This window comes from Methylobacterium sp. GXF4 (assembly GCF_000272495.1).
Classification (GTDB): Bacteria; Pseudomonadota; Alphaproteobacteria; order Rhizobiales; family Beijerinckiaceae; genus Methylobacterium; species Methylobacterium brachiatum.
The window spans coordinates 1-25014 of sequence record NZ_AKFK01000055.1 but is presented as its reverse complement, the minus strand read 5'-3'; the positions used below and the strand labels follow the sequence as shown (position 1 = coordinate 25014).

The following is a 25014-nucleotide window of genomic DNA, read 5'->3' as shown; positions in this document are numbered from 1 at the left end:
CCTCGGGCCAACATCACGGCGGACGGGGGTTTTCGGCCCGTGCTGCCGCAATCGTGATCCGGGCGGCCCGCCCCCTCCCCGGCCGTTAGAGGCCGAACATGCTCTGGGTCGGGGCGTGCAGCGTGAAGGCGTGGCCCTCGTCGATCCAGCCGGTGCCGGCGTGGCCCTGCTCGATATAGGTGATCTCCGCGGCGCTCGATGCGTAGTAGTGGCGGCCGCTCTCGGTGTTGACGAACCGCTCGATGTTCATCGCGGCCCATCCGGCGGCTGACGGATCCGTGTAGGCCTCGAAGGCGACGCCCTCGTAGCGATAGCCCGAACCGGAGCCGATCAGGCCGTCCCGTTCCGCCGCGCTGGCCGTGTAGAAATGGTCGCCCGTCGCCGCGTTGGTGAAGTGGAACACGTCCGTGGTGCCGGCCGACCCGGTGGGGGCGGCCCAGCCGACCCCCTGATACGCGTAGGCCGATGGCGACGTCTTCAGCGCGTCCCGCTCCGCCGTGCTGGCGGTGTAGAGGTGCTGGCCGGTGGACGGGTCGTAGAAGTGGAAGACCGGCTCCAGGGGGGCGCTCGCGTTCGGGTTGGCCTGGTAGGCGCGCAGGTAGTCGATGTTCATCTGGGCCGGGAACGGCGTCGTCGCGTCGGCATCCCCCGGCCACGTGCCGCCGACCGCCAGGTTGGCGATCATGTACATCGGCTTGTCCAGGCCGGTCGGGGTGGGCGTGCGGAAGACCTCCCGGTTGTCGAAGTAGAAGGCCAGGCTGTCGGGGCCCCAATCGACCCCGTAGGTGTGAAAGCCGTCGCTCATGTCGGCGACCTGGGTCGAGGCCTGGGCCAGGGTGTGGTCGCCGGCGGTCTGGCCGGGTCCCAGGCTGTGCACGCTGGTGTAGAGCCTGCCGGGCTCGTGCCCGAGCATCTCCATCACGTCGATCTCGGGCGGCCAGGACCCGTCCTTGGCGAGCAGCCAGAAGGCCGGCCACATCCCCTGCCCGGCCGGCAGCTCGGCCCGCATCTCGAAGTAGCCGTAGGTCTGGCTGAAGCTGTGGGACGTGTTGATCATCCCGGACGTGTAGGGCTGGCCGCCGAGATCCGGCAGCAGCGCCGGGTCCGAGGGCGCGGCCGTGATGGTCAGGACGCCGTTCTGGACGCTGAACGGGTTCGGCAGCGCCGCGCCGCCCCCGCCGACGCCATGGTCGGCCCGGAGGTACCATTCCTGCTCCTGGTTGAACGGCCGCGTCCCGGTCGCCGTGACGTAGCTGCCCCATTGCGGCCCGCCCGCCGTGTCGAGGCCCGAGGTTCCGTTCCAGAGCTGGAGCGTGTCGAACTCGGCGCTGTAGGTCAGGGTCGCGGTCTGCGCGAGGTTCTTGGGGTCGATCGGCATCGTGGCTGGCCCGTCGGTTCCGCCGAATTCTGCAGGAACAAGCCCTGTATACAATCAGGAGTTGCAAAAGTCCTGCCGAACGGCCCCGGACGGCCCTACTTCTCGCGAAACGCCCGGCGCGCCTGATCGACCAGGGGCTTGGTGAGGTAGGACAGCACCGTCCGGTCGGCGGTGCGGATGAAGGCCTCCACGGGCATGCCGGGCATCAGCTTGGCGCCGTCGAGGCGGCCGAGCTCGTCCTTGGTCACCCCCAGGCGCACCAGGTAGTAGAAGCTGCCGGTCCGCTTGTCCTCGCTGACATCGGCCGCGATCCGGGTGACGCGGCCGTTGAGTTCCGGCGTGGTCCGCTGGTCGAAGCTCGGGAAGCGCAGGCCCGCGGCCTGGCCGGTCTGCAGCCGGTCGATGTCCTGGGGGGCGACCCGGACCTCGGCCACCAGGGAATCGGCGTTCGGCACGATCAGCATGATCGGCTCGCCCGGGGCGATCACGCCGCCGCGGGTATGGACCGCGAGCTCGTGGACGTAGCCGGTCTGCGGCGCGCGGATCTCGATCCGCTGCAACTGGTCGAAGGCGGCGATCCGCTGCTCGGTCAGGGTCGCGGCCTTGGCGCGGTTCTCGGCCAGCTCCTTGGCGACGTCGCTGCGCAGGTTCTGCTCGAGCTGGATGATCTGCAGCTCGGTCTCCGAGACCTTGCCCTTGGCCTGGGCGATGTTGGCCACCAGGACCCCGCGCTCGCCCTTGAGCCGGGACATGTCCCGCTGCAGGCTGGTGAGCCGGGTCAGCTGGATCAGGTTCTTCCGCCAGAGATCCTCGACGCCCTCGTATTCCCGGCCGATGATCGCGGTCTCCTGCTCCTTGGCGGCAGCCTGCTCGACCAGGCCCTTGATCTCCTCGCGCAGCTGGCCGATCCGCTCGCGCAGCTGCGCCTTCTGGCCCTGGAGCGCGTCGCGGCGGAAGCGGAACAGCTTGCGCTCGCCGTCGACGATCCGGGCGACGTCGGGCCCGGCCCCGGCCAGCTCGGCCGGGAAGGCGGGCTCGTCGCGGCCGTCGCGCTCGGCCTCCAGGCGGGCGTTGCGGGCGGCGATCTCCCACAGGCTCTTGGTGACGCTGTCGTAGGTGGCCCGGGTGGTGGTGGCGTCGAGCCGGACCAGCAGGTCGCCGGCCTGGACGCGGGCGCCCTCCTGGATCGGCAGTTCGGCAACCACGCCGCCGGTCGGGTGCTGGACCTTCTTGATGTTGCTCTCGACCACCAGGGAGCCGGTGGCGATGATCGCCCCGGACAGCTCGGTGGCGGCGGTCCAGGCGCCGGTGCCGGTGGCCAGCACGATCACCGCGGCGACGCCGACGACGTGCCGCCGGAGCGAGCGCCGGGTCTCGCGGGTCGGGTCGTCGGTGGCCTGGTTCCGCGTCATGCGACCCTCGTGGGTGTCTGCCGGGTCAGGGCGCCGAGCTGCGCCAGGACCTCGTCGCGGGGCCCGTGCAGCCGCACGCGGCCCTCGCCCAGGACCAGGATGCGGTCGACCGCGGCCAGCGCGCTCGGCCGGTGGGCGATCACCACCACGATGCCGCCCCGGGCGCGCACGCCCTGCACGGCCGCCGACAGGGCGCGGTCGCCGTCGACGTCGAGGTTGGAATTGGGTTCGTCGAGCACCACCAGGAACGGGTCGCCGTAGAGCGCCCGGGCCAGCGCGATCCGCTGGCGCTGGCCGCCCGACAGGCCGAGCCCCCCGGCGCCGACCCGGGCGTCGTAGCCGCCGGGCAGGCGCAGCACGACCTCGTGGACCCCCGCCGCCTTGGCGGCCGATTGCAGGGCCTCTGGGTCGGGGGCCGGGTCGAACCGGGTGATGTTCTCCGCGATGGTGCCGTCGAACATCTCGATGTCCTGCGGCAGGTAGCCGATGGCGCGCCCGAGGGCGTCGGGGTCCCACTGGTCGATCGCCGCGCCGTCGAGGCGGATCACCCCGCGGACCGGCCGGGCCAGGCCGACCAGCGCCCGGGCGAAGGTGGACTTGCCCGAGCCGCTGGCCCCGATCACCCCGAGCGCGCTGCCGGGGGCGAGGGCGACGTTGACGTCGTGCAGGATCAGGCTGTCGGTCCCGGGGGCGGCGATCGACAGGGCGGTCACGCGCACGCTCTCCCGGGGCGCCGGCAGGGGCGTCAGGGCCTCCGGCTCCCGCCCGGGCAGGAACGCCACGAGCCGGCTCCAGGCCTGCCGGGCGGCCGAGAACGACTTCCAGTTGGCGATGGCGAGGTCCACCGGGGCCAGCGCCCGGGCCGACAGGATCGTGGCGGCCAGCATCACCCCGGCGGTGGCCTCCTCGCGCACCACCAGGTAGGCGCCGAGCCCCAGGATCCCGGATTGCAGCACCGTGCGCAGCAGGCGGGCCACCGCGCCGAAGCCGATGGCGAGGTCGTTGCCGGAGGTGGCGACGTCGAGGTTCTTGCGGGTCCGGACCTGCCAGAGGTCGGCCACCCGCGCGCGCATGCCCAGCGCGCAGAGCAGCGGCGCCGTCCGGTGCGCCATGTCGGTGAAGGCGCGGCGCTCGCCGGCGACCCGCACGCTCTCCCGGGTGGTCTCGGCGGAGGCCCAGTCGGTCAGGACCGTCAGCACGCACAGGAACAGGGCGCCCCCCGCGATCGCGGCCCCGAGCCAGGGATGGAACAGGAAGCAGACCGCGATGTAGAGCGGCACCCAGGGCAGGTCGAAGAAGGCGGTGAGCGCCAGGCTCGACACGAAGCCCCGCACGGTGTCGAGGTCGCGCAGCGCCTGGGGGCCATCGCCGCCGCGGGGCGTCTCGGAGCCGCGCGCCAGCAGGGTCCGGAAGATCCGCGGGCCGAGGCGCTCGTCCACGAGGCGGCCGAACCGCGACAGGATCCGGGCGCGGAACACCTCGAACACGCTCTGGATCAGGAACAGCATCAGGGCGATGCCGGCGAGCCCGACCAGGGTGGCGATGCTCCGGCTCGGCAGGACCCGGTCGTAGACCTGGAGCATGAAGATCGGGGCGGTCAGCATCAGCAGGTTGATCAGGCCGCTGACGATCATCACGGTGATCAGGGCGGTGCGCCCGGCCCGGATCGCGTCCCAGAATTCCCGCCGCTTGGCAGCACGCAACACGCGTTCGTCGGTCACAGGACTTTCCCCCGGCGGCTCGGTTCGGCAAACGAAAACCCCCGCCGCAGGCGCGGCGGGGGCTGGGCCGTCACAGGCCGAGCAGGTGCAGGCCGCCCGTGGCCGTATGCGGGGTCGGGTCGGTGTGGTGGATGTCGGCGTGGCTGCCGAGATCGATCGTGACGATCCCGAGATCGAGGCTCGCCCCGTGGGAGCCGCCCGCCTCCCCGCCTCCGGCCGGCGCCGCCGCGGCCGGGCTCAGGATCTGCCCGACCAGGGAATCCGCGCCGCCGCCGCCGCCCTGCGGCAGCAGGATGCTGTCGCCGGAGAGCAGGCTGGCGGTGGCCAGGCTCGGCTGGTCGGCGCCCACCGCGATGGCGCTCGCCTGGACGGTGTGGGACGGATCCGCCGCGGGGGTGAGCACGGCCGCGTTGGCCAGGGGCGTCGCGGTGGTCGGGCCCGCGGCCACGTCGATCAGCGGATGGGTCCCGGCATCGCCCGAGCCGCCGCCGGTGAGACCGCCCAGCAGGCCGCCGACCGCCCCGGATTCGGACCCGCCCAGGGCCGAGGTCACGGTCCCGAGCACGCCGTCGAGCGGGGTGCCGCCGGTGGCGGCGCCCGAGAGGGCCCCGGTCACCGACCCCAGCACGCCGCCGGCCGCATCCGCGACCTGCCCGACATCGCCCACCACCTGACCGATCGCGGGGGCCGCATTGCCGCTCAGCACGGCGCCCGGCAGGTTGAGCACGTCGGTCACGAGGTTGCTCGACTCGCCGAGCTCGCCCAGGCCGACGGTGGTGCCGAGATTGATCACGGCATGGAGCGGCTCGTTCAGAACCGGCACGTCGTGGCCCACCTGCTCCAGCACCCCGTGGATGCCGTCGATCGCGCCGTTGGCGAGGCCGGCCACGGGCTGCAGCGGCGCGCTCGCCCCGAGCAGGGCGCCGGTACCGCCCGCCTGGCCGCCGGTGAGGCCCCCGAGCAGACCGTCGAGGGGCGTCGCGCCGTGGCTGCCCAGCAGACCGTCGACCGCCGACGTGACCGGGGCGAGCAGGCTGCCGCCCGGCGCTCCGGCATCGCCGCCGAGCCCGCCGAGGAGGCCGGTGACGCCACCGAGCAGGCCGCCGGCGGCGTGGGTCACGGTGCCGACATCGTTGAGGATCGGCGACAGCGCCCCGAGGCCCTGACCGCCCAGCAGCTCGCCGGGCAGGGCCGCGACGTCGGTCAGGAGGTTGCCGCCCTGCCCCAGATAGCCGAGGCCGATCGTCTCGCCGAGATTGGTCAGGCCGTGGAGCGCGTCGTTCAGGAGGGGCACCCCGTGCCCGAGATTCTCGAGGGTCGCGTGGAGGTCGAGGATGGCGGTGTTCGCCAGGTTGGTGACCGGCGCCAGCAGCCCGTCCGAGGACAGCAGGCCCCCGGCGCTGGCGGCGCCGGTGACCGAGCCGACCAGGGTGTCGGCCGAGCCGAGGACGTGGCCGAGATCGGACAGGACGGGGCTGGCCGAGGCGAGGCCGCCGCCGGCCAGGAGCGATCCGGGCAGCGCCAGGGTGTCGGTGAGGAGGTTGCCGCTCTGGCCCAGATAGCCGAGGCCGATCGTCTCGCCGAGCGCCGTGACCGCGTGGACCGGCGCGTTGAGCACCGACACCTGATGGCCGGCATCCTCCAGCGTCGTGTGCAGGTCGAGGACGGCCTGGTTGAGGATGCCGGTCGCCGGGCTGAGGATCCCGCCGGCCCCGACAAGACCGTTGCCGCTCGCCGGCACGGCGGTGACCGATTCCAGCAGGGTGCCGGCAGCCACGGTAACGGCGCCGGCATCGCTCAGCAGCGACGGGATCGCGCCGGCGCCGGCCGGGTCGGCGACGGCGCCGGTCAGGTCGGTGATCAGGTTGCCGGCCTCGCCGATATGGCCGAGGCCGATCGTCTCGCCGAGATTGGTCAGCCCGTGCAGCGGTCCGTTGAGCGGCGCGACCGCGTGGCCGAGCCCTTCCAGCTGCGCGTGGGTGTCGAGCACCACCTGGTTCGCCGTGGCGCTGACCGCGTCGGGCAGGGCCGATCCGCTCGCATCCGCGGAGCCGCTATCGACGGTGCCCTCGATGATCGACGCGATCGGGCCGAGGCTCGCGAGCTGGCCGGTGGAGAGGGCGGTCGTGGACAGGAGCGCTTCGGGGCCGACGAGCCACGCGAGCGAACGGGACGCCGGGCTGAGGATTGCGGTGGACGAGAGCGACATGAGCACCTCCGGGTTCACCCAGTAACCATCTCTGCAACTCTGGGTTGCAAATTTGGCTGTCGGTACTGAATACGGAGGTTTGTCTTGGTCTGGCCGACGGCGCTGTCGGGAAAGTTAGGTCTCGGCCGGGGCCTTGCCGGGTGTTCGGGATCATCCGGGGACGCATGATTGGGGCGGGGCGAAGATCCGTCCCGCGCCCCACCGCGTCGGCTAGGCCCCGGCCCAGGCCGCGTGGACCGGCCCGGCGGCCGTGTCCGGCTTGGCGTCGCCGATGAAGATCACAACCGGGCCGTGCTCGGCGCGGCGCGGGTCGTAGAAGTCGAGCAGGTCCGGATAGAGTTGCTGGACGAAGGCCGGGCGCAGGCCGTCCCGGCGGAGCAGGTAGTCGATCACGACCTGGTCCCCGTGCACGGCGTTCGGGACCGGGCCGCAGGAACCGGCCGCCATCCAGCGCTCGGGCTCGGCCGCGAAGGCCGCGTAGAGGCCGGCGAGCTCGTCCCCGTGCCAGCGCAGCAGGGCGCTGGAGAGCCGCCCGCGGTGGAAGTAATCCTCCATGGCGGCGAGGCCGGGCTCGGCCAGGGCGTCGGCCGGGCCGGTGAAGACGGTGTCGAGGTCGCACAGCAGGGTCGTGCCTTCCGCCAACCCCGGGCGGAACGCCTCCATCTTGGCCCACCAGGCCGGCCAGCCGTGCCGCAGCGGCACCCGCTCGACCCCGGCCACGGCCAGCGGCAGGTCGGTCAGGCACAGGATCCGGTCGAAGGCCGGCGCGTGGCGGCGCACGCCCCGGGCCAGGCGCTCGACCCAGGTCGCGTCGTAGCGGCCCCCGCTCCTCAGGACGGTGATCAGCGTGGTCATGGCGTGTCCGTCGCGTCCGGTGGGTGCAGGCGCAGGCGCCCGGCCGCCGCGGCCTCGGCGAACCAGGCCCGCTCGGCCGCCCAGGGATGGCCGGGCCAGCCCGCGAAGCCGAAGCCGTGGATGTCGACCGGGCCGGATTCCGCGGGGCGGTCGCGCAGGAACGCGAGGCTGACCAGGAAGCCGGTGCTCGGGTTGGGGCATCCCTCCGTGCCGGGCGCGAGGCGGCGCCGCGCCTCCGCGTGCAGGGCCTCGGGCAGGAGATGGACCGGCTTGCCGAGGGGGCGCAGCAGCGCCAGGGCCTCGCGGGTCCAGCAGATCGGCTCGGGCGCGTTCGCCTCCGCGGGCAGCATCGGGAACGGCAGGATGAACGCCTCGGCCTGCCGGACCACCGGGCGGTCCAGGAATCCCGGATCCGCCAGCCATTCGCGCATCTGCCCGCCGCGATTGACCAGGGCGAGATGCGTGACCCGCGATCCGGTGCGCCCGCCGAAGCCGGGAGCGTTGTTGAAGCGCACGACCTGCGTGGCCGCGTCGATGGCGCGCGCCGCCGGGCCGATCCCGGGCGCGTTGCCGACGATGGCGAGGGATGCGCGCGGGTCTGCGCGCGCCGCACTTGGGGGATCGATGGCGGTGGGCATGGGCGATGGGGGCGTGAGGAACAGCCGAGGTATGGCGCCGGCTCCGCGCCACCAGGGCGCCGCGACAAACCGGAGCGCCCGGTGACGCGCCCGCGCCGCTGCTTCGTCTGCGCCGCCGACATGCTGGCGCCGAGCACCCGGAACCTCGACTTCCCGGGCGGGCGCCAACGGGCGTTCCCGGTCGGCTGCGGCTCCTGCGGGGTCCTGATCGCGCCGGAGGCGGACCCGGACCGATGCTGGCGGGATCTCGCCGGGCGGCTCGCCGCGCCGGTCTTCGTCCCCGACCCGGAGGCGGGTTACGGCCTCGACCTCTACACCCTGCGCAGCGCCGCGACCCGCCTCGGCCGCGGCATCCGCCCCCTCGGCCCGGCGGATCGCGCCGCCCTGCAGCAGCCCCACAGCGCGCTTGCCGCGGAAGGCGCGCTGTACGACCTCGACGGCGCCGAGCGGCGCCCGGTCTCGCTCGGTGTGATCTGCCGCCCGGCTGAGCGGGATTCCGTTCTGGCGGCCCTGCCGGCGCAGGCGGCCTGGGCCGCGGATGTCGCGGTCCTGCTCGACGCGGCCCCTGCCCCGGCCCGGGCCGTGGCGGTTCCGGGCTTTTCCCCCGGCGCCGTGCGGGTGGCGGCCCGGCCGCTGGCCGGCGACTTCGCCGCCCAGCGCAACGCCCTGCAGGATCTCGCCCGCAGCGCGTGGATGCTGCAGCTCGACGCCGACGAGAGCCTCGATCCCGCGACCGGCACGCGTCTCTCCGCGCTGGCGGCGCTCGCCGAGGCCGGCGCCGTGGTCTCGGTCGGGCTGCCCCGGCGCAACCGCGTCGACGGCATCCTGTCGGATGTCTACCCGGACGTGCAGTACCGGCTGAACCGCACGGCCATCCGCTATGCCGGCCGGGTGCACGAGCGGCCGGCGCTGCCCGGCGGCTGGAAGCAGAGCTTCATCGCGCTCCACGGGGCGATCGACCACGCGCTCACCGGCGCCCATGTCCGGGCGCGCTCGCAGCGTTACGAGGCGCTGGATCCGGGGCGCGGGCGGGTCGAGGAACGGGACGCGCTGCTGAGGCCCTATCGCGCCTGAGCGATCGCCCGGCGGTAGAGGGCGAGGGTCTCGCGCCCGAGGCTCGCCCGGTCGAACCGGCCGGCGGCCTCCAGGGCCCGGGCCCGGTAGGCCGAGCGCAGGGCGGGATCGCGCAGGAGCGGGCGCAGGGCCTCGGCGAGGTCCGGGCCGGTCGCCGCCCGCGCCAGCGGCCCCGCCCCCGGGACGCCCACGAAGGCCCGGGCGCTCGCATCCTCGGCGCAAGCCACCACCGGCCGGCCATAGGCCAGGGCCTCTTGATAGACGAGGCCGAAGCTCTCGTAGCGCGAGGGCGCCAGCACGACCTGCGCGCCCGTATAGGCCTCGGCCAGGCCCCGCGCGTCGATCCGGCCGCGGGCCCGGATGCGGCTCCGGGCGGCCTCGGACAGGTCGGCCGGCAGGTCGCCCGGGGGCACCCCGACGAGGTCGAGCGCGAAGGGCGGCAGCACCCCCCGCGCCTGCTCCCCGGCCAGGATCGCAACGGCGTCGAGCAGGGCGTCGAACCCCTTGCGCGCCTCGGCCCGGCCGACGAAGAGCAGGCGCACCGGCCCCGCCCCGTCCGGGTAAGGCGCCGCCCGGGCGGCCGCCGCGATCTCCGGCGGCAGGCTCAGGCCGATCACCGCCTCCGGCCGTCGGCCCGCCAGCCCGTAGGCCCGGGCGATCACCTCCGCATGGGCCTGGGTGTTGGCGATCAGCCCGGCGCTACCCCGCGCCTGACGGCGCTCCAGGCGGTCGGCGGCTAGGCCGTCGAGGCGGTCGCGCAGGCCGGGCGTGCCGTCGCGGGTGAAGGCGGCGGGGGTCGAGCTGCGGGTCACCAGGGGCAGGTCCCGGCCGCCGGCGAGCAGCAAAGCCGGGGCGTACCAGTTCGTCGCCTCGACCACGGCGAACGGCGCCCGGGCATGCTCGGCCAGGACCGCCCGCCGGACGGCGAGCGGCGCCGCCAGATGGCCGATCGCCCCCCACAGGCGCAGCCGCGCCAGCCGGCCCTCCGGCGGCAGGGCGAGGCCGACCACGGTGACGCCGCCGACCCGCTCCCGGCCGGTCCGGTCGAGGGTGAAGACCGTCACGTCCGCCCCCGCCCCGGCCAAGCTCTCGGCGATCTCGCGGGCCGCCGTCGACAACCCGCTGGGGGCCGGCGGGTAATCCCAGGCAACGAGGGCGGTGCGCATCAGCGGCCGAGCAGGCGCCGGTACAGCGCGAGGTAGTCGCGCGCCATGCGCTCGGCGGTGAAGCGCGCTTCGAAATTCTTTCGAACGATCGCTCGGTCCAGCGTGCCGATCCTGCGCAGTGCCGCCGTCGCCTGCGCCTCGGATTCGACGACGAACCCGGTCACGCCGTCCTCGACGATCTCCGGCACCGATCCGCGGTTCCACGCCACCACCGGGGTGCCGCAGGCCATCGCCTCGATCATCACCAGCCCGAACGGCTCGGGCCAGTCGATCGGGAACAGCAGCGCCCGGGCGCTGCCCAGGAGGTCCCCCTTCCGAATGTCGTCGACCGGCCCGAGATAGGTCGCGTCGGGCCCGAGCAGCGGTCGCACCTGCCGGTCGAAATAGTCCGGGTTGCCGACATCGATCGTGCCGCCCAGCCGGATCTGCATCCCGGCCGCCCGGGCGACGCGGATCGCCACGTCCGGGCGCTTCTGGTCGGTCAGGCGCCCGACGAAGGCGACATGGGCCTCCGGCGCGGCCCGGAAGGCGTAGCGGTCCCGAGCGATGCCGTGATGCACGATCCCGGCCCGGTTGGCCGCCGGGATGCCGGTGGCCTGGGCCGCCGAGATCGCCGCCACCGGCAAATCGGGAAAGCCGGCGAAGAACAGCGCGCGGTCGAGCTCGTCCACCCGCCAATGCACCGTGGTCAGGCTGCGCGCTCGGGCCGCACCGAGCAGCGCCGCATGGGCGAACTCGCCGTGACAATGCACGATGTCGAAATCGGGCAGCCGCCGCCGCAAAGCCTCCAGCTGCAGGGCTTCGAGCGCTGCCGGAACCCCGGGCGCGACCCGGCCGTGACGCTGTTCGAGAGCCGCGAGACTCGGGTAATCGCCGACGCGCGGCAAGTCTGTCGCACTGTCCGAGGACGCGAATAGCGTTACTTCCACGCCCAAGCTTCGTAGCGCCGTGCTGAGATCGTGCACAACCCGCTCGGTGCCGCCGTGATGGTTTGGGGGAACGGGAAAAATGTTCGGTGCGACCTGGGCAACACGGATCACGGCGCTCTCTTCACATACGTTAAGTTCACGGAAGCGGCCGACAGCGTCAGCAAACGCCTGATGTTCGTCCTGCACATCGCCCTGCAGGGCTGCCTGCGCGGCCGCGATGTCGTCTACGGCCTCACCGCCGATACCGGCGGCCATATCCGCTACCTGCTGGATCTCGTCGCCGCCTCGGCGCAGGATTTCGGCGTCGCCGAGATCGTGGTGGCCACGCGCCTGTTCCAGGGGCCGCCCGGCCCGGATTACGCCGTGCCCGAAGAGCGCATCTCCGACAAGGTCAGGCTGGTGCGGCTGCCGAGCGCGGCGCCGGGCTACCTGTCCAAGGAGGCGATGCACGACGAGGTCGCGAGCTTCGCCGACAACCTCGTCGCCTGGATCGGCGCTCAGGCGCGCGCGCCCGACCTGATCCACGCCCACTACGCCGACGCCGCCGCGGTGGCGGCGATCGTCGAGGCCCGGCTCGGGATCCCGTTCGTGTTCACCGCGCACTCGCTCGGCCGGGTCAAGGCCGCGATGCTCGGCGGGGACGCCGCCGGCGCGCCCGACCTCGCCCGCCGGATCGCCACCGAGGAGGCGGCCCTCGCCCAGGCCACCCTGGTCATCGCCTCCTCCCGGGACGAGGCCGAGGTCCAGTATGCGGGCTACGAATCCTACAATCCCGGCCGCGTCCGCGTCGTGCCCCCGGGCAGCGACCTCGCGCGCTTCGCCGCCGCCCGGCCCCATCCCCGGGTCGACGCCCTGATCGACCGCTTCCTGCACGATCCCGCCAAGCCGCCGCTGCTGGCGATGGCCCGGCCGGTGGCGCGCAAGAACCTCGCGGCCCTGGTCCGGGCCTATGGCGAGAGCCCGGAGCTGCGGGCCCGGGCCAACCTGGTGATCGTAGCCGGCACCCGCGGCGACATCGACGCCCTCGACGGCGACATGGCCGCGACGATGCGCGACCTCCTGGTCCTGATCGACCGCTACGACCTCTACGGGTCCGTGGCCTACCCGAAGACGCACCGGCCCGACGACGCGCCGGCGATCTACGCCTATGCCCGGGAGCGCGGCGGCCTCTTCGTCAATCCGGCGCTGAACGAGCCCTTCGGCCTGACCCTGCTGGAGGCCTCGGCGGCCGGCCTGCCGCTCGTCGCCACCGACAGCGGCGGTCCCAACGACATCGTCGAGACCTGCGGCAACGGGCTGCTCGTCGATCCCCGCGACCCCGCGGCGATCGCGCAGGCCTGCCTGCGCATCCTGGCCGATCCTGCCTTGCGCGCCCGCTACGTGGCGGGTGGGGCCCGGGCCGCGGCGGCCTATGACTGGGACCGGCACGCCGCGCGCTACCACGCCCTGCTGCGCGCCCTGCTCGCCCCCGAGCCGCCCCTGCGGACACCCTGGCAGCTCCTGGTCTGCGATATCGACAACACCCTGGTCGGCTGCGAGGCGGCGCTCGGCATCTTCCGGCGCTGGCGCAGCCAGCAGACGGGCCTGGCCTTCGGGGTCGCCACCGGCCGCTCGTTCCACAGCGCCATGGCGGTGCTGGAGCAGCAGATGAGCCCGCGGCCGCAGGTGATGATCACCTCGGTCGGCTCCGAGATCTACCATCTCGACGCCAACGGCGTGACCTACACGGCCGACGCCGCCTGGCGCGAGACCATCGCGGCGGGCTGGGACCGGGCGGCGGTGCGCGCGGCGCTGGCCGGCATCGACGGCCTCCTGCCCCAGGGCCCGCTCGAGCAGCGCCCGTACAAGCTGAGCTATTTCGGCGGGGCCGCCGCCGCCCGCCGGGTCGGCGCGCATCTCGCCGAGGCCGGCCTCGCCGCCCGGGTGATCCACAGCCACGACCGCTACCTCGACGTCCTGCCGGCCGAGGCCTCGAAGGGCACGGCGGTGGACCATGTCCGTGCTCTCTACGGCCTGCCGGAGCGGGCGGTGTTCGTGGCCGGGGATTCCGGCAACGACGTCGAGATGCTGCGCGCCCGGGTGCAGGCGATCATCGTGGCGAATTATTCCGACGATCTGGCCAGCAACGCGGCGCTGCAGCACTCCTACGTCGCCCGGGCCTCGCATGCCCGCGGCATCATCGAGGGCGTGGCGCATTTCCGCCGGATGCTGGCCCATGCCTCCTGACGTTCAGCCTCCTGACGTTCGGCCTCCTGTCATGCGGCCCGCTGGGGCGCCCGCGACGAGCGTGCTCACCCTGGTGCGCGGCCGGGCGGCGAGCCTGCGCAACCTGATGCACGGCCTGGCCCGCCAGAGCACGCCCCCCGGGGAGCTCGTGATCGCCTGGATGCAGCCCGAGCCGATCCCGGACCTGCCCGATCCCGGCTGCCCGGTGCGCCATCTCCACGTCCCTGGCGAGCCGATGCCGCTCGCCGCCGCGCGCAACCGCGCCGCCGAGGCCGCCGCCGGCGACCTGCTGATCTTCCTCGACGTCGATTGCATCCCGGCCTCCGGCCTGGTCGGCGCCTACGCGGCCGCGGGCGCCGAGGGCCTGCTCCTCGGCGAGGTCCTGTACCTGCCGCCGGAGGCCGGCCCGGCTCTGGACGCGTCCGATCTCGACGACGCGGCCCTCGACCGCCTCGGCCGCCCGCACCCGGCCCGGCCGAAGGTGCCGGAGACGGGCCTGCGCCGGGAGCCCGATCCCGGCCAGCTCTGGGGCCTGTCCTTCGCCCTGCCCGCCCGGGCCTGGCGCTCGGTCGGCGGCATGGACGAGGGCTTTACCGGCTATGGCGGCGAGGAGACCGACTTCGCCGCCCGCCTCGCCGCCACCGGGCTGCCGACCGACTGGGTCGCGGGCGCCCGGGCCTACCACCAGCACCACCCGGTCCACGTCCCGCCGCTCCAGCATTTCGCGCCGATCCTGGCCAATGCCGCCCGCTTCCGCGCCCGGCACGGGCGCTGGTGCATGACCTACTGGCTCGGCCAGTTCCGCGCCGCCGGGCTGATCGAGTGGGACGACACCGCCCCGGCGATCCGCCTGATCCGCCCGCCGACCGCCCCGGAGATCGCCGCGTCCCGGCGGCCCGACGCCCTGTTCTCGTGAATCAGACCATGAAGAAGCCGATCGCGTTCTTCGTCCACCACCAGGGCCGGGGCCACGCCAACCGCACCATGGCGGTGGCCGCCGAGTTCGCCCGCGACCGCCCGGTCTCGGTGCTGACCGCCGGCCCGCACCTGTTCGACGGCTTCGCGCGCGACATCGAGATCGTGCCGCTGCCCGACATGATCGGCGCCGCCGTGCCGACCCCGCGCCTCTACGCCGAGCCGACCCCGCAGGTGATGCATTGCGTGCCCCTGGGGCTCGCCCCGATGCGCCGGACCATGCGGACCATCCTCGACCATCTCGACGACCGCGCGGTCGGCCTGTTCGTGGTCGACGTCTCGGCCGAGATCGCGCTGCTTGCCCGGATCGCCAGCGTGCCGGCGGTGCAGATCCGGATGCACGGCGACCGCTCCGATATCGGCCATGTCGGCGCCTACGAGGCCTGCGTCGGGATGCTGGCGCCGTTCGACGCCCGGCTGGAGCAGGCCGACTATCCGGCGTCCCTGCGCGCCAAGACCTTCTACAGCGGCGGCCTGTGCACCAGCCTCGACCGCGTCCTCGACCGGGCCGAAGCGCGGGCCAAGCTCGGCCTCGATCCGCAGCGCGAGATCATCGTCGCGGTGACCGGCGGCGGTGGCAGCGGCACCCCCTACGCCCCGCTCACCGTGGCGGCGCGCGCCGAGCCCGACGCCCTGTGGCTGACCCTCGGGCCGACCCACCGGGAGGGCCACGAGACCGATTTCGCCAACCTGCGCGAGCTGGGCTGGGTGCCCTCCGTGACCGATTACCTCGCGGCCGCCGACATCGTGATCGCCTCGGCGGGCGACAACACGGTCCACGAGGTCGCCCGGGTCGGCGGCCGCCTGATCGTCATGCCGGAATGGCGCTACTTCGCCGAGCAGACCCGCAAGGCCGAGGCCCTGGTCCGGCTGGGCGCCGCCGTCCAGGCCCCCGTCTGGCCCGGCGACCTCCAGGGCTGGCGCGACCTCCTGGCCCGCGCCCGGACGCTCGACGGCGCCGAGCTGCGCGGCCTCTACGCCCCGGACGCCGCCCGGCGCGCCGCCGGCTGGCTCGAAGGGCTGACCGACGAGCTCTGGCAGGGCGCCGAGGAGCCTGTCGCGCCTCCCTGACCGGCCACCTGCGCTCGACCGCCGAGACAGGTTCGGGGCGCAATCGCTTTTGCAGGTCTCGACGCGCCCCCTCTCCCGCACGGGAGAGAGGACCCGCGCCCTTCCCAGGCGACGACAAAGCCCCATCGAAGATGCCCGCCCCTACCCCGTCCCCCATCAGCCGGAGCCCGACCGTCGCATGTCCACCGTTTCCGTCGTGACCCTGGCCAAGGGCCGGGCGGCGCATCTGCGCAACGTGCTGCGCGGCCTGGAGCGCCAGACGCAGGCCCCCGCCGAGTTCATCGTCGCGGTGATGCAGGACGAGCCCTACGACCTGCCCGAGACCTCGTTTCCGGTCCGCCAGATCCGGGTTCCGGGCCGCGAGCTGCCGCTGGCGGCCGCGCGCAACCGCGGCGTGGACGCGGCCAGCGGCGAGGGCATCGTCTTCCTCGATGTCGACTGCATCCCGGCCCCCGACCTCGTGGCCGACTATGCGCGCGGGCTCGGCGAGCTCGACGGCCTGCTGATGGGCGAGGTGCTGCACCTGCCCGAGCACGCCACCGCGGGCGCCTGGCGCTACGCCGACCTCGCGGCGAGCGCGGAGCGGCATTCCGACCGCCGCGGGCCTCCGGCCTCCGGCATCGAGTTGTGCAACGATTACCGGTGCTTCTGGTCGCTCAACTTTGCGATCCGGCGGGACACCTTCCAGGCGCTCGGCGGCTTCGACGAGCGCTATACCGGCTACGGCGGCGAGGACACCGATTTCGGCAAGATCCTCGACCAGGGCGGCACCCCGATCGCCTGGATCAAGGGCGCGCTGGCCTATCACCAGTACCACCCGCACCACATGCCGCCGATCCACCACCTCGACAGCGTCGTGCGCAACGCCGAATTGTTCGAGGCCAAATGGGGCTACCGAACCATGGGCCACTGGCTCTACGCGTTCCGGGTCATGGGCCTGATCGACGACACGCCTGACCAGCCGATCCGCATCCTGCGCCGGCCCGACGCCGACGACCTCGCCCTGACCGGGCAGCAGAGCCACCAGCCCTACACCAACTCCGCCTCCGTCATCCGGTATCTGGAATCCCGGGTCGGCGCGGCGGCGACCGCGTGAGGATCGCGCTCCTCGCCCATATCCGCTACCCGGTCGCGCCGCCCTTCACGGGGGGCATGGAGGCCCATAGCTGGCACCTCGCCGCGGGGCTCGCGGCCCGCGGCCACGACGTCGTGCTGTTCGCCGCCGGCGACAGCGACCCGCTTTTCGCGATCGACGCCGTGGTGCCGGAGCATCACGAGCGCCGCTTCCCGGGCCTGGAGCATCGCGGCGATCCGGGGCTGCGGGCCTATGTCGATGACGGCTACGCCGCCGCCTGCGACCGGATCGCGGCGGGCGGGTTCGACGTGCTGCACAACAACAGCCTGAGCCGGCTGCCCCTGGAGCGTCGGCGGACCGCGCGGGTTCCCACCGTGACCTCCCTGCACGTGCCGCCCTACGACGCCCTGCGCGGCTTCGTGCACGACAGTCCCGCGCCCGGTCACCGGATCACCGTGACCTCCCGGGCGCAGCTGCAGGCCTGGTGGCCGGAGGGCGCACCGCCGGAGGCGTCGGTGCTCCACAACGGCGTCGATCCCGCCGCCTGGCCGTTCCGGGACCGGGGCGACGGCAGCGCCGCCTGGTCCGGGCGGCTGGCGGCGATCAAGGGCGCGCATTGCGCCATCGCGGCGGCGAAACGCGCCGGCATCCCGCTGACCCTGTACGGCCCGATCGAGGAGCCGGATTACTGGGCGGCGCGGATCGCCCCGGAGCTCGGCGGCCCGATCCGCTACGGCGGCCATCTCGACGGCCCCGCGCTCGCCGCCGAGATCGGCCGCGCCTCGGTGTTCCTGTTCACCCCGTGCTGGGACGAGCCGTTCGGGCTGGTGGCGATCGAGGCGATGGCCTGCGGCCTGCCGGTGGCGGGCCTCGCCAACGGCGCCGCCCGGGAGGTCATCGGCGAGGCCGGATGCCTCGTGGAGCCCGGGGACGCGGCCGCCCTGGCCGGGGCGATCGGCGCGGCGCTCGCGATCCCGCGCCCGGTGCCGCGGGATCGGGTCCGGCGCCTGTTCAGCCGCGACCGCTGGCTCGATGCCTGCGAGGCTCTGTACCGGCAGGCCCGGGCCGGGCTCTAGGGCCGACCCTGCGCGTCGGCCGGGCGCCAGCGGTCGAGCTCCCGGTCGATCGCGCCCTCGGTGCCGCGCAGGAACTCCGCCGCCGGCAGGCCGGGGGCGAGGGCCGCGAGGTAGCTCACCACGATGGTGCCGGCCCGGGTGGCCGCGCCGCGGGGCCAGAACAGGCCCGAATTCACCGCCACCGGCACCACCGGCAGGCGCAGCCGGCCGTAGAGCAGCTCGACGCCGCGCTTGAATTGCAGCGGATCCCCGGCCCGGCCCCGTGTGCCCTCCGGGAAGATCAGCACCGAGCGGCCCGCCGCCACCGCCGCCTGGCTGCCCTCGATGATCGCCCGCAGGGCCTGGGTGCCGTTGGCGCGGTCGATCACGATCATCGGCGAGCGCCGCAGGAACCAGCCGACCACCGGGATCGCCAGCAATTCGCGCTTGGCCACGATCGCCACGTCGGGAACCAGCACCAGGAAGGCCAGCGTCTCCCAGGTCGATTGGTGGTTGGCCACGAGCAGGCAGGGCTCGTTCGGGATGTGCTCGCGCCCCTCCTCGACGTAGCGCAGCCCGACGATGCGGTGCAGGCCGGCCAGGACCCCGCGCGCCCAGAGCCGCGCCGCCGTGCGGACCGGCCGGGCCGGCGCCCCGGCGAGCGCCAGGACGACGAGCGGCGCCAGGAACAGGGCCGTCCAGGCGGTCCAGTAGGCGACGAACAGGAGGGAGCGGGTCTGCGCCAAGATCGGGATTCGCGTCGGGCCCCGGAACGGGGCGGATCCCCGGCATAGCGCCTCGCGGATCGGGGTGCACGGCAATTCAGGACGGCGCGAAAGCCGCAGCCGCCGTCCGCGGCTTTCGTTTATGCGGGTCGGCGCGCGCGGGTGACACCGGCCGGGCCCCGTAACCGCCTGCGCCGACCTTGAGAACGGCCGCCGCCCTGCTGCGTTATCGGAAGGTCCGGCGAGCGGGCGCTGGCGCGAAGGAGACCGGGTTGGACAGGGTGACGGGGCGTGCGGATGACGGAGGCGCTCTGTCGGACCAGCGGGCGACCGGACCGGTTTCCATCGTGGGCGGCGGCGCGACCAGCGCACTCATGCGGGCGTTCGACTGGTCGTCCTCGCCCCTCGGCCCGCCCGAGGGCTGGCCGCAGTGGCTGCGCGCCGCCGTCAGCCTGATGCAGGGCTCCGGCTTCCCGATGTTCGTGGCCGCCGGGCCGGAACTGGGGTTCCTCTACAACGACGCCTACACGGACGTGCTCGGCAGCAAGCACCCGGCCGCGATGGGCGCGCGCTTCCCGGAGGTCTGGGCGGAGATCTGGCCGGACATCGCGCCCCTGGTCGAGGCCGCGATGTCCGGCGCGGCGAGCTGGGTCGAGAACCTGCCGCTGGTCATGAACCGCCACGGCTATCCCGAGGAGGCCTGGTTCACCTTCTCCTACGCGCCGCTCCGGGACGAGGCCGGCGCGGTCGTCGGCCTGTTCTGCACCTGCACGGAGACGACCGCCCGGATGCGGGCCGAGACCGCGCTCCGGGAGAGCGAGGCGCGGTTCCGCAACATGGCCGACCACGCCCCGGTGATGATGTGGGTGACCGGCGCCGACGGGGCCTGCACCTACCTCAACCGCCGCTGGTACGCGTATACCGGCCAGACCGAGACGGAGAGCCTCGGCCTCGGCTGGCTCGACGCGGTCCACCCGGACGACCGGGATCCGTCGGCCCAGGCGTTCCTGGATGCCAATGCCCGGCACGGGCCGTTCCAGGTCGAGTACCGCCTGCGCGGCGCCGACGGCCGCTATCGCTGGTTCATCGACGCGGCCCAGCCCCGTCGCGGCGAGGATGGCGGCTTCCGCGGCTATATCGGCTCGGTCACCGACATCCATGACCGCAAGGCCGCCGAGGAGCGCCTGGTCGAGACCACGCGCCGGCTCGACGCGATCCTCAACAACACCTCGCAGGCGATCTTCCTGATGGATGAGCGCCAGCACTGCAGCTACATGAACCGCGCCGCCGAGACCCTCACCGGCTTCGCCCTGGAGGAGACCGAGGGCCGCGCCCTGCACGACGTCGTCCACCACACGCGGCCGGACGGATCGCCCTACCCGCTCTGCGAATGCCCGATCGACCAGGCCTTCCCGGAGAACGAGCGCGAGCAGGGCGAGGAGGTCTTCGTCCACAAGGACGGCTCCTTCTACCCGGTCGGCTTCACCGCCAGCCCGATCCGGAACGAGCGCGGCGAGCCGATCGGCACCGTCATCGAGGCCCGCAACATCGAGGAGGAGCTGCGCGCCAAGGCTGCCCTGGAGGCGTTCAACGCCACCCTGGAGCGGCGCGTCGAGGAGGAGGCCGCCCGGCGCGAGAAGGTCGAGGAGGCCCTGCGGCAATCGCAGAAGATGGAGGCGGTCGGGCAATTGACCGGCGGCATCGCCCACGACTTCAACAACCTGCTCACCGGCATCTCGGGCAGCCTGGAGCTCCTGCAGACGCGCATGAGCCAGGGCCGGATGACCGACCTCGACCGCTACATGACCGCCGCCCAGGGCGCGGCCAAGAGGGCAGCGGCGCTGACCCACCGCCTGCTCGCCTTCTCGCGCCGCCAGACCCTCGACCCCAAGCCCACCGACGTGAACGCCCTGGTCCACGGCATGGAGGAGCTGGTCCGCCGGACCGTCGGCCCGTCGATCCATATCGAGGTGGTCGGCTCGGTCGGCCTCTGGCCCGCTTTGGTCGATCCCGGCCAGCTCGAGAACGGGCTCCTGAACCTGTGCATCAACGCCCGCGACGCCATGCCGGAGGGCGGGCGCATCACCATCGAGACCGCCAACCGCTGGCTCGACGACCGCGCCGCCCGGGAGCGCGACCTGCCGCACGGCCAGTACCTGTCGCTGTGCGTGAGCGATACCGGCACCGGCATGCCCCCGGAGGTGATCGCCAAGGCCTTCGACCCGTTCTTCACCACCAAGCCCATCGGCCAGGGCACCGGGCTCGGCCTGTCGATGATCTACGGCTTCGCCCGGCAATCCGGCGGGCAGGTGCGGATCTATTCCGAGGTCGGCCGGGGGACGACCGTGTGCCTCTACCTGCCCCGCTTCCACGGCGACATCTCCGCCGCGGTGGCGCTGCCGGACCCCGCGGCGGCGCCCCGGGCCGAGCAGGGCGAGACGGTGCTGGTGATCGACGACGAGCCGTCCGTGCGCATGCTGGTGACCGAGATCCTGGAGGATCTCGGCTACACGGCGATCGAGGCCGCCGACGGCCCGTCCGGGCTGAAGGTCCTGCAATCGGACGTGCGGATCGACCTGCTGATCACCGATGTCGGCCTGCCCGGCGGGATGAACGGCCGGCAGGTGGCCGATGCCGCCCGCGAAACCCGTCCGGGGCTCAAGGTGTTGTTCATCACCGGCTATGCCGAGAACGCCGCGGTGGGCAACGGCTACCTGGATGACGGCATGCAGGTGCTCACCAAGCCCTTCGTGATCGAGGCCCTGGCCGCGCGCATCCGGGACATGATCGAGGGATGAGGCCCGCGCGCCCTCCTGCGGCGCACGGGCGCCTCATGGCTGCGGCGCCGGCGGCACTGACAAGGCGGGGCACGGTCGCTACCGTGCGCGCCGCACCGGGGACGCGTGGGACCGCGGGGGAGCGTAGGGCAAGCCGATGACCGATACCGACACGGCCCCGCGGCTCTCGACGGGTGTTCCCGGCCTGGACGACATCCTGTGCGGCGGGCTGACGCCGAGCCGGCTCTACCTGTTGGAAGGCACGCCCGGCACCGGCAAGACCACCCTGGCGCTCCAGTTCCTGCGCGACGGCGCGGCAAGGGGCGAGGCGACGCTCTACGTCACCCTGTCCGAGACGAGCCAGGAGCTCCGGTCGTCCGCCGCGACCCATGGCTGGTCGCTCGACGACATCGAGGTCTACGAGCTCGTCAACGAGATGGGGCTCGATCCCGACAGCGAGCAATCGATCCTCCACCCGTCCGAGATCGAGCTCGGCGAGACCGTCCGCGAGGTGATCGCCCGGGTCGAGGCGCTGAAGCCCGAGCGGGTCGTGTTCGATTCGCTCTCGGAGCTGCGCCTGCTCGCCCAGAATCCGCTGCGCTACCGCCGGCAGATCCTGGCGCTCAAGCAGTTCTTCGCCAAGCGCGCCTGCACCGTGCTGATGCTCGACGACCGCACCTCGGAGACCGGCGACCTGCAGCTCCACAGCATCGCCCACGGGGTGATCTCGCTGGAGCAGGCGCCGCGCGAGTTCGGCTCGGAGCGGCGCCGGCTGCGCATCGTCAAGATGCGCGGCATCAAGTACCGGGGCGGCTACCACGATTTCTCGCTGGAGACCGGGGGCATCCGGGTCTTCCCGCGCCTGATCGCCGCCGAGCATCACACCGCCTTCGACCCGCAGGCGCGCTCCACCGGCACGGACACGCTCGACCTGCTGCTCGGCGGCGGATTGGTGCCCGGCACCAACACCCTGCTGCTGGGCCCCTCGGGCGTCGGCAAGACGACCATGGCGATCCGCTGCATGCTGGCCGCCCTGGAGCGCGGCGAGACGGCGACCTACTACCTGTTCGACGAGGGTCTCGCGACCCTGCTCAGCCGGGCCGCCATCCTGGGCATGGACCTGTCCCCGCATCTCGAGAGCGGGCGCCTGACGATCACGCAGATCGACCCGGCCGAGCTCTCGCCCGGGGAATTCTCCAGCATGCTCCGGCAGGCCGTGCAGGAGCGCGGCTGCAGCTTCGTCGGGCTCGACAGCCTGAACGCCTACCTGCACGCGATGCCGGGCGAGGAGTTCCTCATCCTGCAAATGCACGAGATGCTGAGCTACCTGAACCAGCAGGGCGTCACGACGCTGCTGGTCCTGGGGCAGCACGGGGTGATCGGCGAGGTCCGCACCGATATCGATCTCAGCTATCTCAGCGACGCGATCCTGCTGTTCCGGTTCTTCGAGGCCAAGGGCGAGGTCCGCACCGCGTTGTCCGTGGTGAAGAGCCGGGTCAACGCGCATGAGCGCACCATCCGCGAGATGAAGCTGTCGGCCCAGGGGATCCAGGTCGGCGAAGCCCTGACCGATTTCGAGGGCGTGCTGACCGGCCTGCCCTCCTACCGCGGCGCGGTGGCGATGCTGACCGGCGACGTCGCCGGCGGCGAGCGGTGACGGTTTCAGCGCCGGAGGAGGCGCGCGTCCTGATCCTGGCGCCGCGGGGGCGCGACGCCGCGGTGGCCGAGCAGGTGCTGGCCCGGGCCGGAACGCAGGCCGTCATCTGCCCCGACCTGCACGGCTGGCTGGACGCCCTCCGGGCCGGGGCCGCGGCCGCCCTGGTCACCGAGGAGGCGCTCGGGGACGGGGAGCCCACGGCCCTGTTCGCCTGGCTCGAGGCGCAGCCCGCCTGGTCGGACTTCCCCTTCATCGTGCTGGCGACCCGTCAGCACGGGCACCGCTCCCGGCAGGCGTCGCAGCTGCTCGCCAAGCTCGGCAACGTCGTCCTGCTGGAGCGCCCGATCAACGCCGAGACGCTGGTCAGCGCCACGGCCGCCGCCCTGCGGGCGCGCCGCCGCCAGTACCAGGCGCGCGAGCGCTTGCAGGAGCGCGAGCGCGACCGGGAACAGCTCCGTCTCGCCAACGAGGGGCTGGAGCGGCGCGTCTCCGAGCGGACCCAGGAGGTCGAGACCGCCCGCGAGACCCTCGCCTTCGCCCTCGACGCCGCCGGGATGGGATCCTGGGACATCGATTACGGCACCGGCGCGTCCCGGCGCTCGCCCCGCTTCGACGCGGTGTTCGGCTACGACGCGCCGCAAACGTTCTGGACCCGGGAGACCTTCCTGGCCCATGTCGTCGACGAGGATCGCGCGGGCGTCGACCGGGCCTTCGCGAGCGTCGTCCAGACCGGCCGGCTCGACCTCGAATGCCGCATCCGCCGGGCCGACGGGGCGGTGCGCTGGATCGCCCTGCGGGGGCAGGTCAAGTACGACGAGGCCGGCACCCCGACCCGGATGGCCGGCATCCTGATGGATCGCACCGACCAGCACGTCACCGAGGAGGCCCTGCGCCAGGCCCAGAAGATGGAGGCGATCGGGCAGCTCACCGGCGGCGTCGCCCACGACTTCAACAACCTGCTCACCGTCATCGTCGGCGGTCTCGACATGGTGCTGCGGCGACCGGAGCAGGTCGACCGGGTGAAGCGTCTCGCGGAGGCCGCCATGGGCGCGGCCCGGCGCGGCGAGCAGCTGACCCAGCAGCTCCTCGCCTTCTCGCGCCGCCAGATGCTGCGGCCCCAGACGCTCAATCCGAACCGCCTGCTCCTTGACTTCAAGCCCCTGGCGGAGCGCGCCGCCGGCGGCGCGGTCGAGCTCGCCTTCGACCTCGACCCGGCCCTCGATCCGATCCGGATCGACCCGGCCCAGTTCGAGGCCGCGGTGCTGAACCTGATCGTCAATGCCCGCGACGCCATGGAGGGCCGGCCGGGCCATACCCGGATCGCGGTGACGAGCCGCAACGTCCATCTCGGCACCGGCGCGGTGGCCGAGAAGGGCGTGGCGCCCGGTCCCTACGTGCTGGTCTCGGTGACCGATACCGGCGCCGGCATCCCGCCCGACAAGCTCCAGCGGGTGTTCGAGCCGTTCTTCACCACCAAGGAGGTCGGCAAGGGGACCGGGCTCGGGCTGAGCCAGGTCTACGGCTTCACCCGCAGCGCCAACGGCTTCGTCGACATCGCCTCCGAGGTCGGGGCCGGCACCACCGTGAACCTCTACTTCCCCCGCTCCACCGACCCGGCCGACGAGGAGACCGGGGCCGGCGCCCTGCGCACCATCCCGCTGCGCCGCGCCGGCGAGGGCGAGACCGTGCTGCTGGTCGAGGATGACGAGCAGGTGCTCGGCATGGCCGTGGAGAGCCTGGAGGAGCTGCGCTACCGGGTGATCGTCGCCCGCAACGCCGCCGAGGCGCTGGCGCATCTCCGGGACGTGGAGCGGATCGACATCCTGTTCTCGGACGTGGTCATGCCGGGCGGCATGAACGGCTCGCAGCTCGCCGCCGAGGCCCAGCGGGTGCGCCCCGGGATCAAGGTGCTGCTCACCTCGGGCTACGTCGCCAATCTCGACGAGGGCCAGATGATCGGCCACGGCGAGTTGCCGGTCCTAAACAAGCCCTACCGCCGGGACGAGCTCGCCCGCTCCCTGCGCCTCGTGCTCGGCGGCGAGAGCCGCTGAGCCCCGAACGCAGAAAACCC

General features: G+C 73.3%; 18 protein-coding genes. 9 read left to right on the top strand and 9 right to left on the bottom strand.

Annotated features, from left to right (window positions below):
• Positions 1-85 precede the first annotated feature (85 nt).
• The 6 genes from WYO_RS11885 to WYO_RS11860 form a co-directional block, all read right to left on the bottom strand.
• A complete protein-coding gene (locus WYO_RS11885) occupies positions 86-1378 on the bottom strand; it encodes a family 16 glycosylhydrolase (protein WP_007562620.1) in 1293 nt (430 codons plus the stop codon).
• Between the two features lie 95 nt (positions 1379-1473).
• Positions 1474-2790 carry an HlyD family type I secretion periplasmic adaptor subunit gene (locus WYO_RS11880; RefSeq protein ID WP_007562619.1) on the bottom strand — a complete coding sequence of 439 codons (1317 nt, stop codon included), beginning with the start codon at positions 2788-2790 and terminating at the stop codon, positions 1474-1476.
• Positions 2787-4511, bottom strand: coding sequence for a type I secretion system permease/ATPase (locus WYO_RS11875; RefSeq protein WP_007562618.1), 1725 nt, complete (start codon positions 4509-4511; stop codon positions 2787-2789). Before WYO_RS11875 ends, WYO_RS11880 begins: the two co-directional genes overlap by 4 nt.
• Before the next feature lie 70 nt (positions 4512-4581).
• Positions 4582-6720, bottom strand: coding sequence for a hypothetical protein (locus WYO_RS11870; RefSeq protein WP_007562617.1), 2139 nt, complete (start codon positions 6718-6720; stop codon positions 4582-4584).
• A gap of 210 nt (positions 6721-6930) precedes the next feature.
• Positions 6931-7575 (bottom strand): hypothetical protein, encoded by a 645-nt coding sequence (locus WYO_RS11865; protein WP_007562616.1) that lies wholly within the window; start codon positions 7573-7575, stop codon positions 6931-6933.
• A complete protein-coding gene (locus tag WYO_RS11860; RefSeq protein ID WP_007562615.1) occupies positions 7572-8213 on the bottom strand; it encodes a hypothetical protein in 642 nt (213 codons plus the stop codon). The genes WYO_RS11865 and WYO_RS11860 overlap by 4 nt, the downstream gene beginning before the upstream one ends.
• A gap of 120 nt (positions 8214-8333) precedes the next feature.
• On the opposite strand from WYO_RS11860, the gene WYO_RS11855 reads away from it, so the two are divergent.
• Positions 8334-9287: a hypothetical protein gene (locus WYO_RS11855; protein WP_047170795.1), complete on the top strand. Its 954-nt coding sequence runs from the start codon at positions 8334-8336 to the stop codon at positions 9285-9287.
• Here WYO_RS11855 and WYO_RS11850 read toward each other — a convergent pair.
• Together WYO_RS11850 and WYO_RS11845 are read right to left on the bottom strand one after the other, a co-directional pair.
• Entirely contained in the window at positions 9275-10453 is a 1179-nt protein-coding gene (locus tag WYO_RS11850) for a glycosyltransferase family 4 protein (protein ID WP_007562613.1), read from the bottom strand. The genes WYO_RS11855 and WYO_RS11850 overlap by 13 nt on opposite strands.
• Entirely contained in the window at positions 10453-11493 is a 1041-nt protein-coding gene (locus WYO_RS11845) for a glycosyltransferase family 4 protein (RefSeq protein WP_039902793.1), read from the bottom strand. Before WYO_RS11845 ends, WYO_RS11850 begins: the two co-directional genes overlap by 1 nt.
• A gap of 60 nt (positions 11494-11553) precedes the next feature.
• Here WYO_RS11845 and WYO_RS11840 point away from each other — a divergent pair, with 60 nt between their 5' ends.
• The 5 genes from WYO_RS11840 to WYO_RS11820 all read left to right on the top strand — a co-directional run bounded on the left by WYO_RS11840 (position 11554) and on the right by WYO_RS11820 (position 17805).
• Positions 11554-13608, top strand: coding sequence for an HAD-IIB family hydrolase (locus tag WYO_RS11840; RefSeq protein ID WP_039902792.1), 2055 nt, complete (start codon positions 11554-11556; stop codon positions 13606-13608).
• A gap of 31 nt (positions 13609-13639) precedes the next feature.
• On the top strand, positions 13640-14524 hold the full coding sequence (locus WYO_RS11835) for a galactosyltransferase-related protein (RefSeq protein WP_007562608.1): 885 nt from the start codon (positions 13640-13642) through the stop codon (positions 14522-14524).
• An 8-nt stretch (positions 14525-14532) separates the two neighbouring features.
• Positions 14533-15654 carry a glycosyl transferase gene (locus WYO_RS11830; RefSeq protein ID WP_007562606.1) on the top strand — a complete coding sequence of 374 codons (1122 nt, stop codon included), beginning with the start codon at positions 14533-14535 and terminating at the stop codon, positions 15652-15654.
• A 178-nt stretch (positions 15655-15832) separates the two neighbouring features.
• Complete coding sequence (locus WYO_RS11825; protein WP_007562604.1) at positions 15833-16750, top strand: galactosyltransferase-related protein; 918 nt, start codon at positions 15833-15835, stop codon at positions 16748-16750.
• A complete protein-coding gene (locus WYO_RS11820) occupies positions 16747-17805 on the top strand; it encodes a glycosyltransferase (RefSeq protein WP_007562603.1) in 1059 nt (352 codons plus the stop codon). Before WYO_RS11825 ends, WYO_RS11820 begins: the two co-directional genes overlap by 4 nt.
• Here WYO_RS11820 and WYO_RS11815 read toward each other — a convergent pair.
• Positions 17802-18530 carry a lysophospholipid acyltransferase family protein gene (locus tag WYO_RS11815; RefSeq protein WP_007562602.1) on the bottom strand — a complete coding sequence of 243 codons (729 nt, stop codon included), beginning with the start codon at positions 18528-18530 and terminating at the stop codon, positions 17802-17804. The two genes, WYO_RS11820 and WYO_RS11815, sit on opposite strands and share 4 nt — an antisense overlap.
• Positions 18531-18883: 353 nt before the next feature.
• Here WYO_RS11815 and WYO_RS11810 point away from each other — a divergent pair, with 353 nt between their 5' ends.
• The 3 genes from WYO_RS11810 to WYO_RS11800 all read left to right on the top strand — a co-directional run bounded on the left by WYO_RS11810 (position 18884) and on the right by WYO_RS11800 (position 24994).
• The gene (locus WYO_RS11810; protein ID WP_052311415.1) at positions 18884-21307 is read left to right on the top strand and encodes a PAS domain S-box protein; all 2424 of its coding nucleotides are present in this window, start codon (positions 18884-18886) and stop codon (positions 21305-21307) included.
• A 136-nt stretch (positions 21308-21443) separates the two neighbouring features.
• Complete coding sequence (locus WYO_RS11805) at positions 21444-22943, top strand: ATPase domain-containing protein (protein WP_007562600.1); 1500 nt, start codon at positions 21444-21446, stop codon at positions 22941-22943.
• Positions 22940-24994 (top strand): PAS domain-containing sensor histidine kinase, encoded by a 2055-nt coding sequence (locus tag WYO_RS11800; RefSeq protein WP_007562599.1) that lies wholly within the window; start codon positions 22940-22942, stop codon positions 24992-24994. Before WYO_RS11805 ends, WYO_RS11800 begins: the two co-directional genes overlap by 4 nt.
• Positions 24995-25014: the final 20 nt, after the last annotated feature.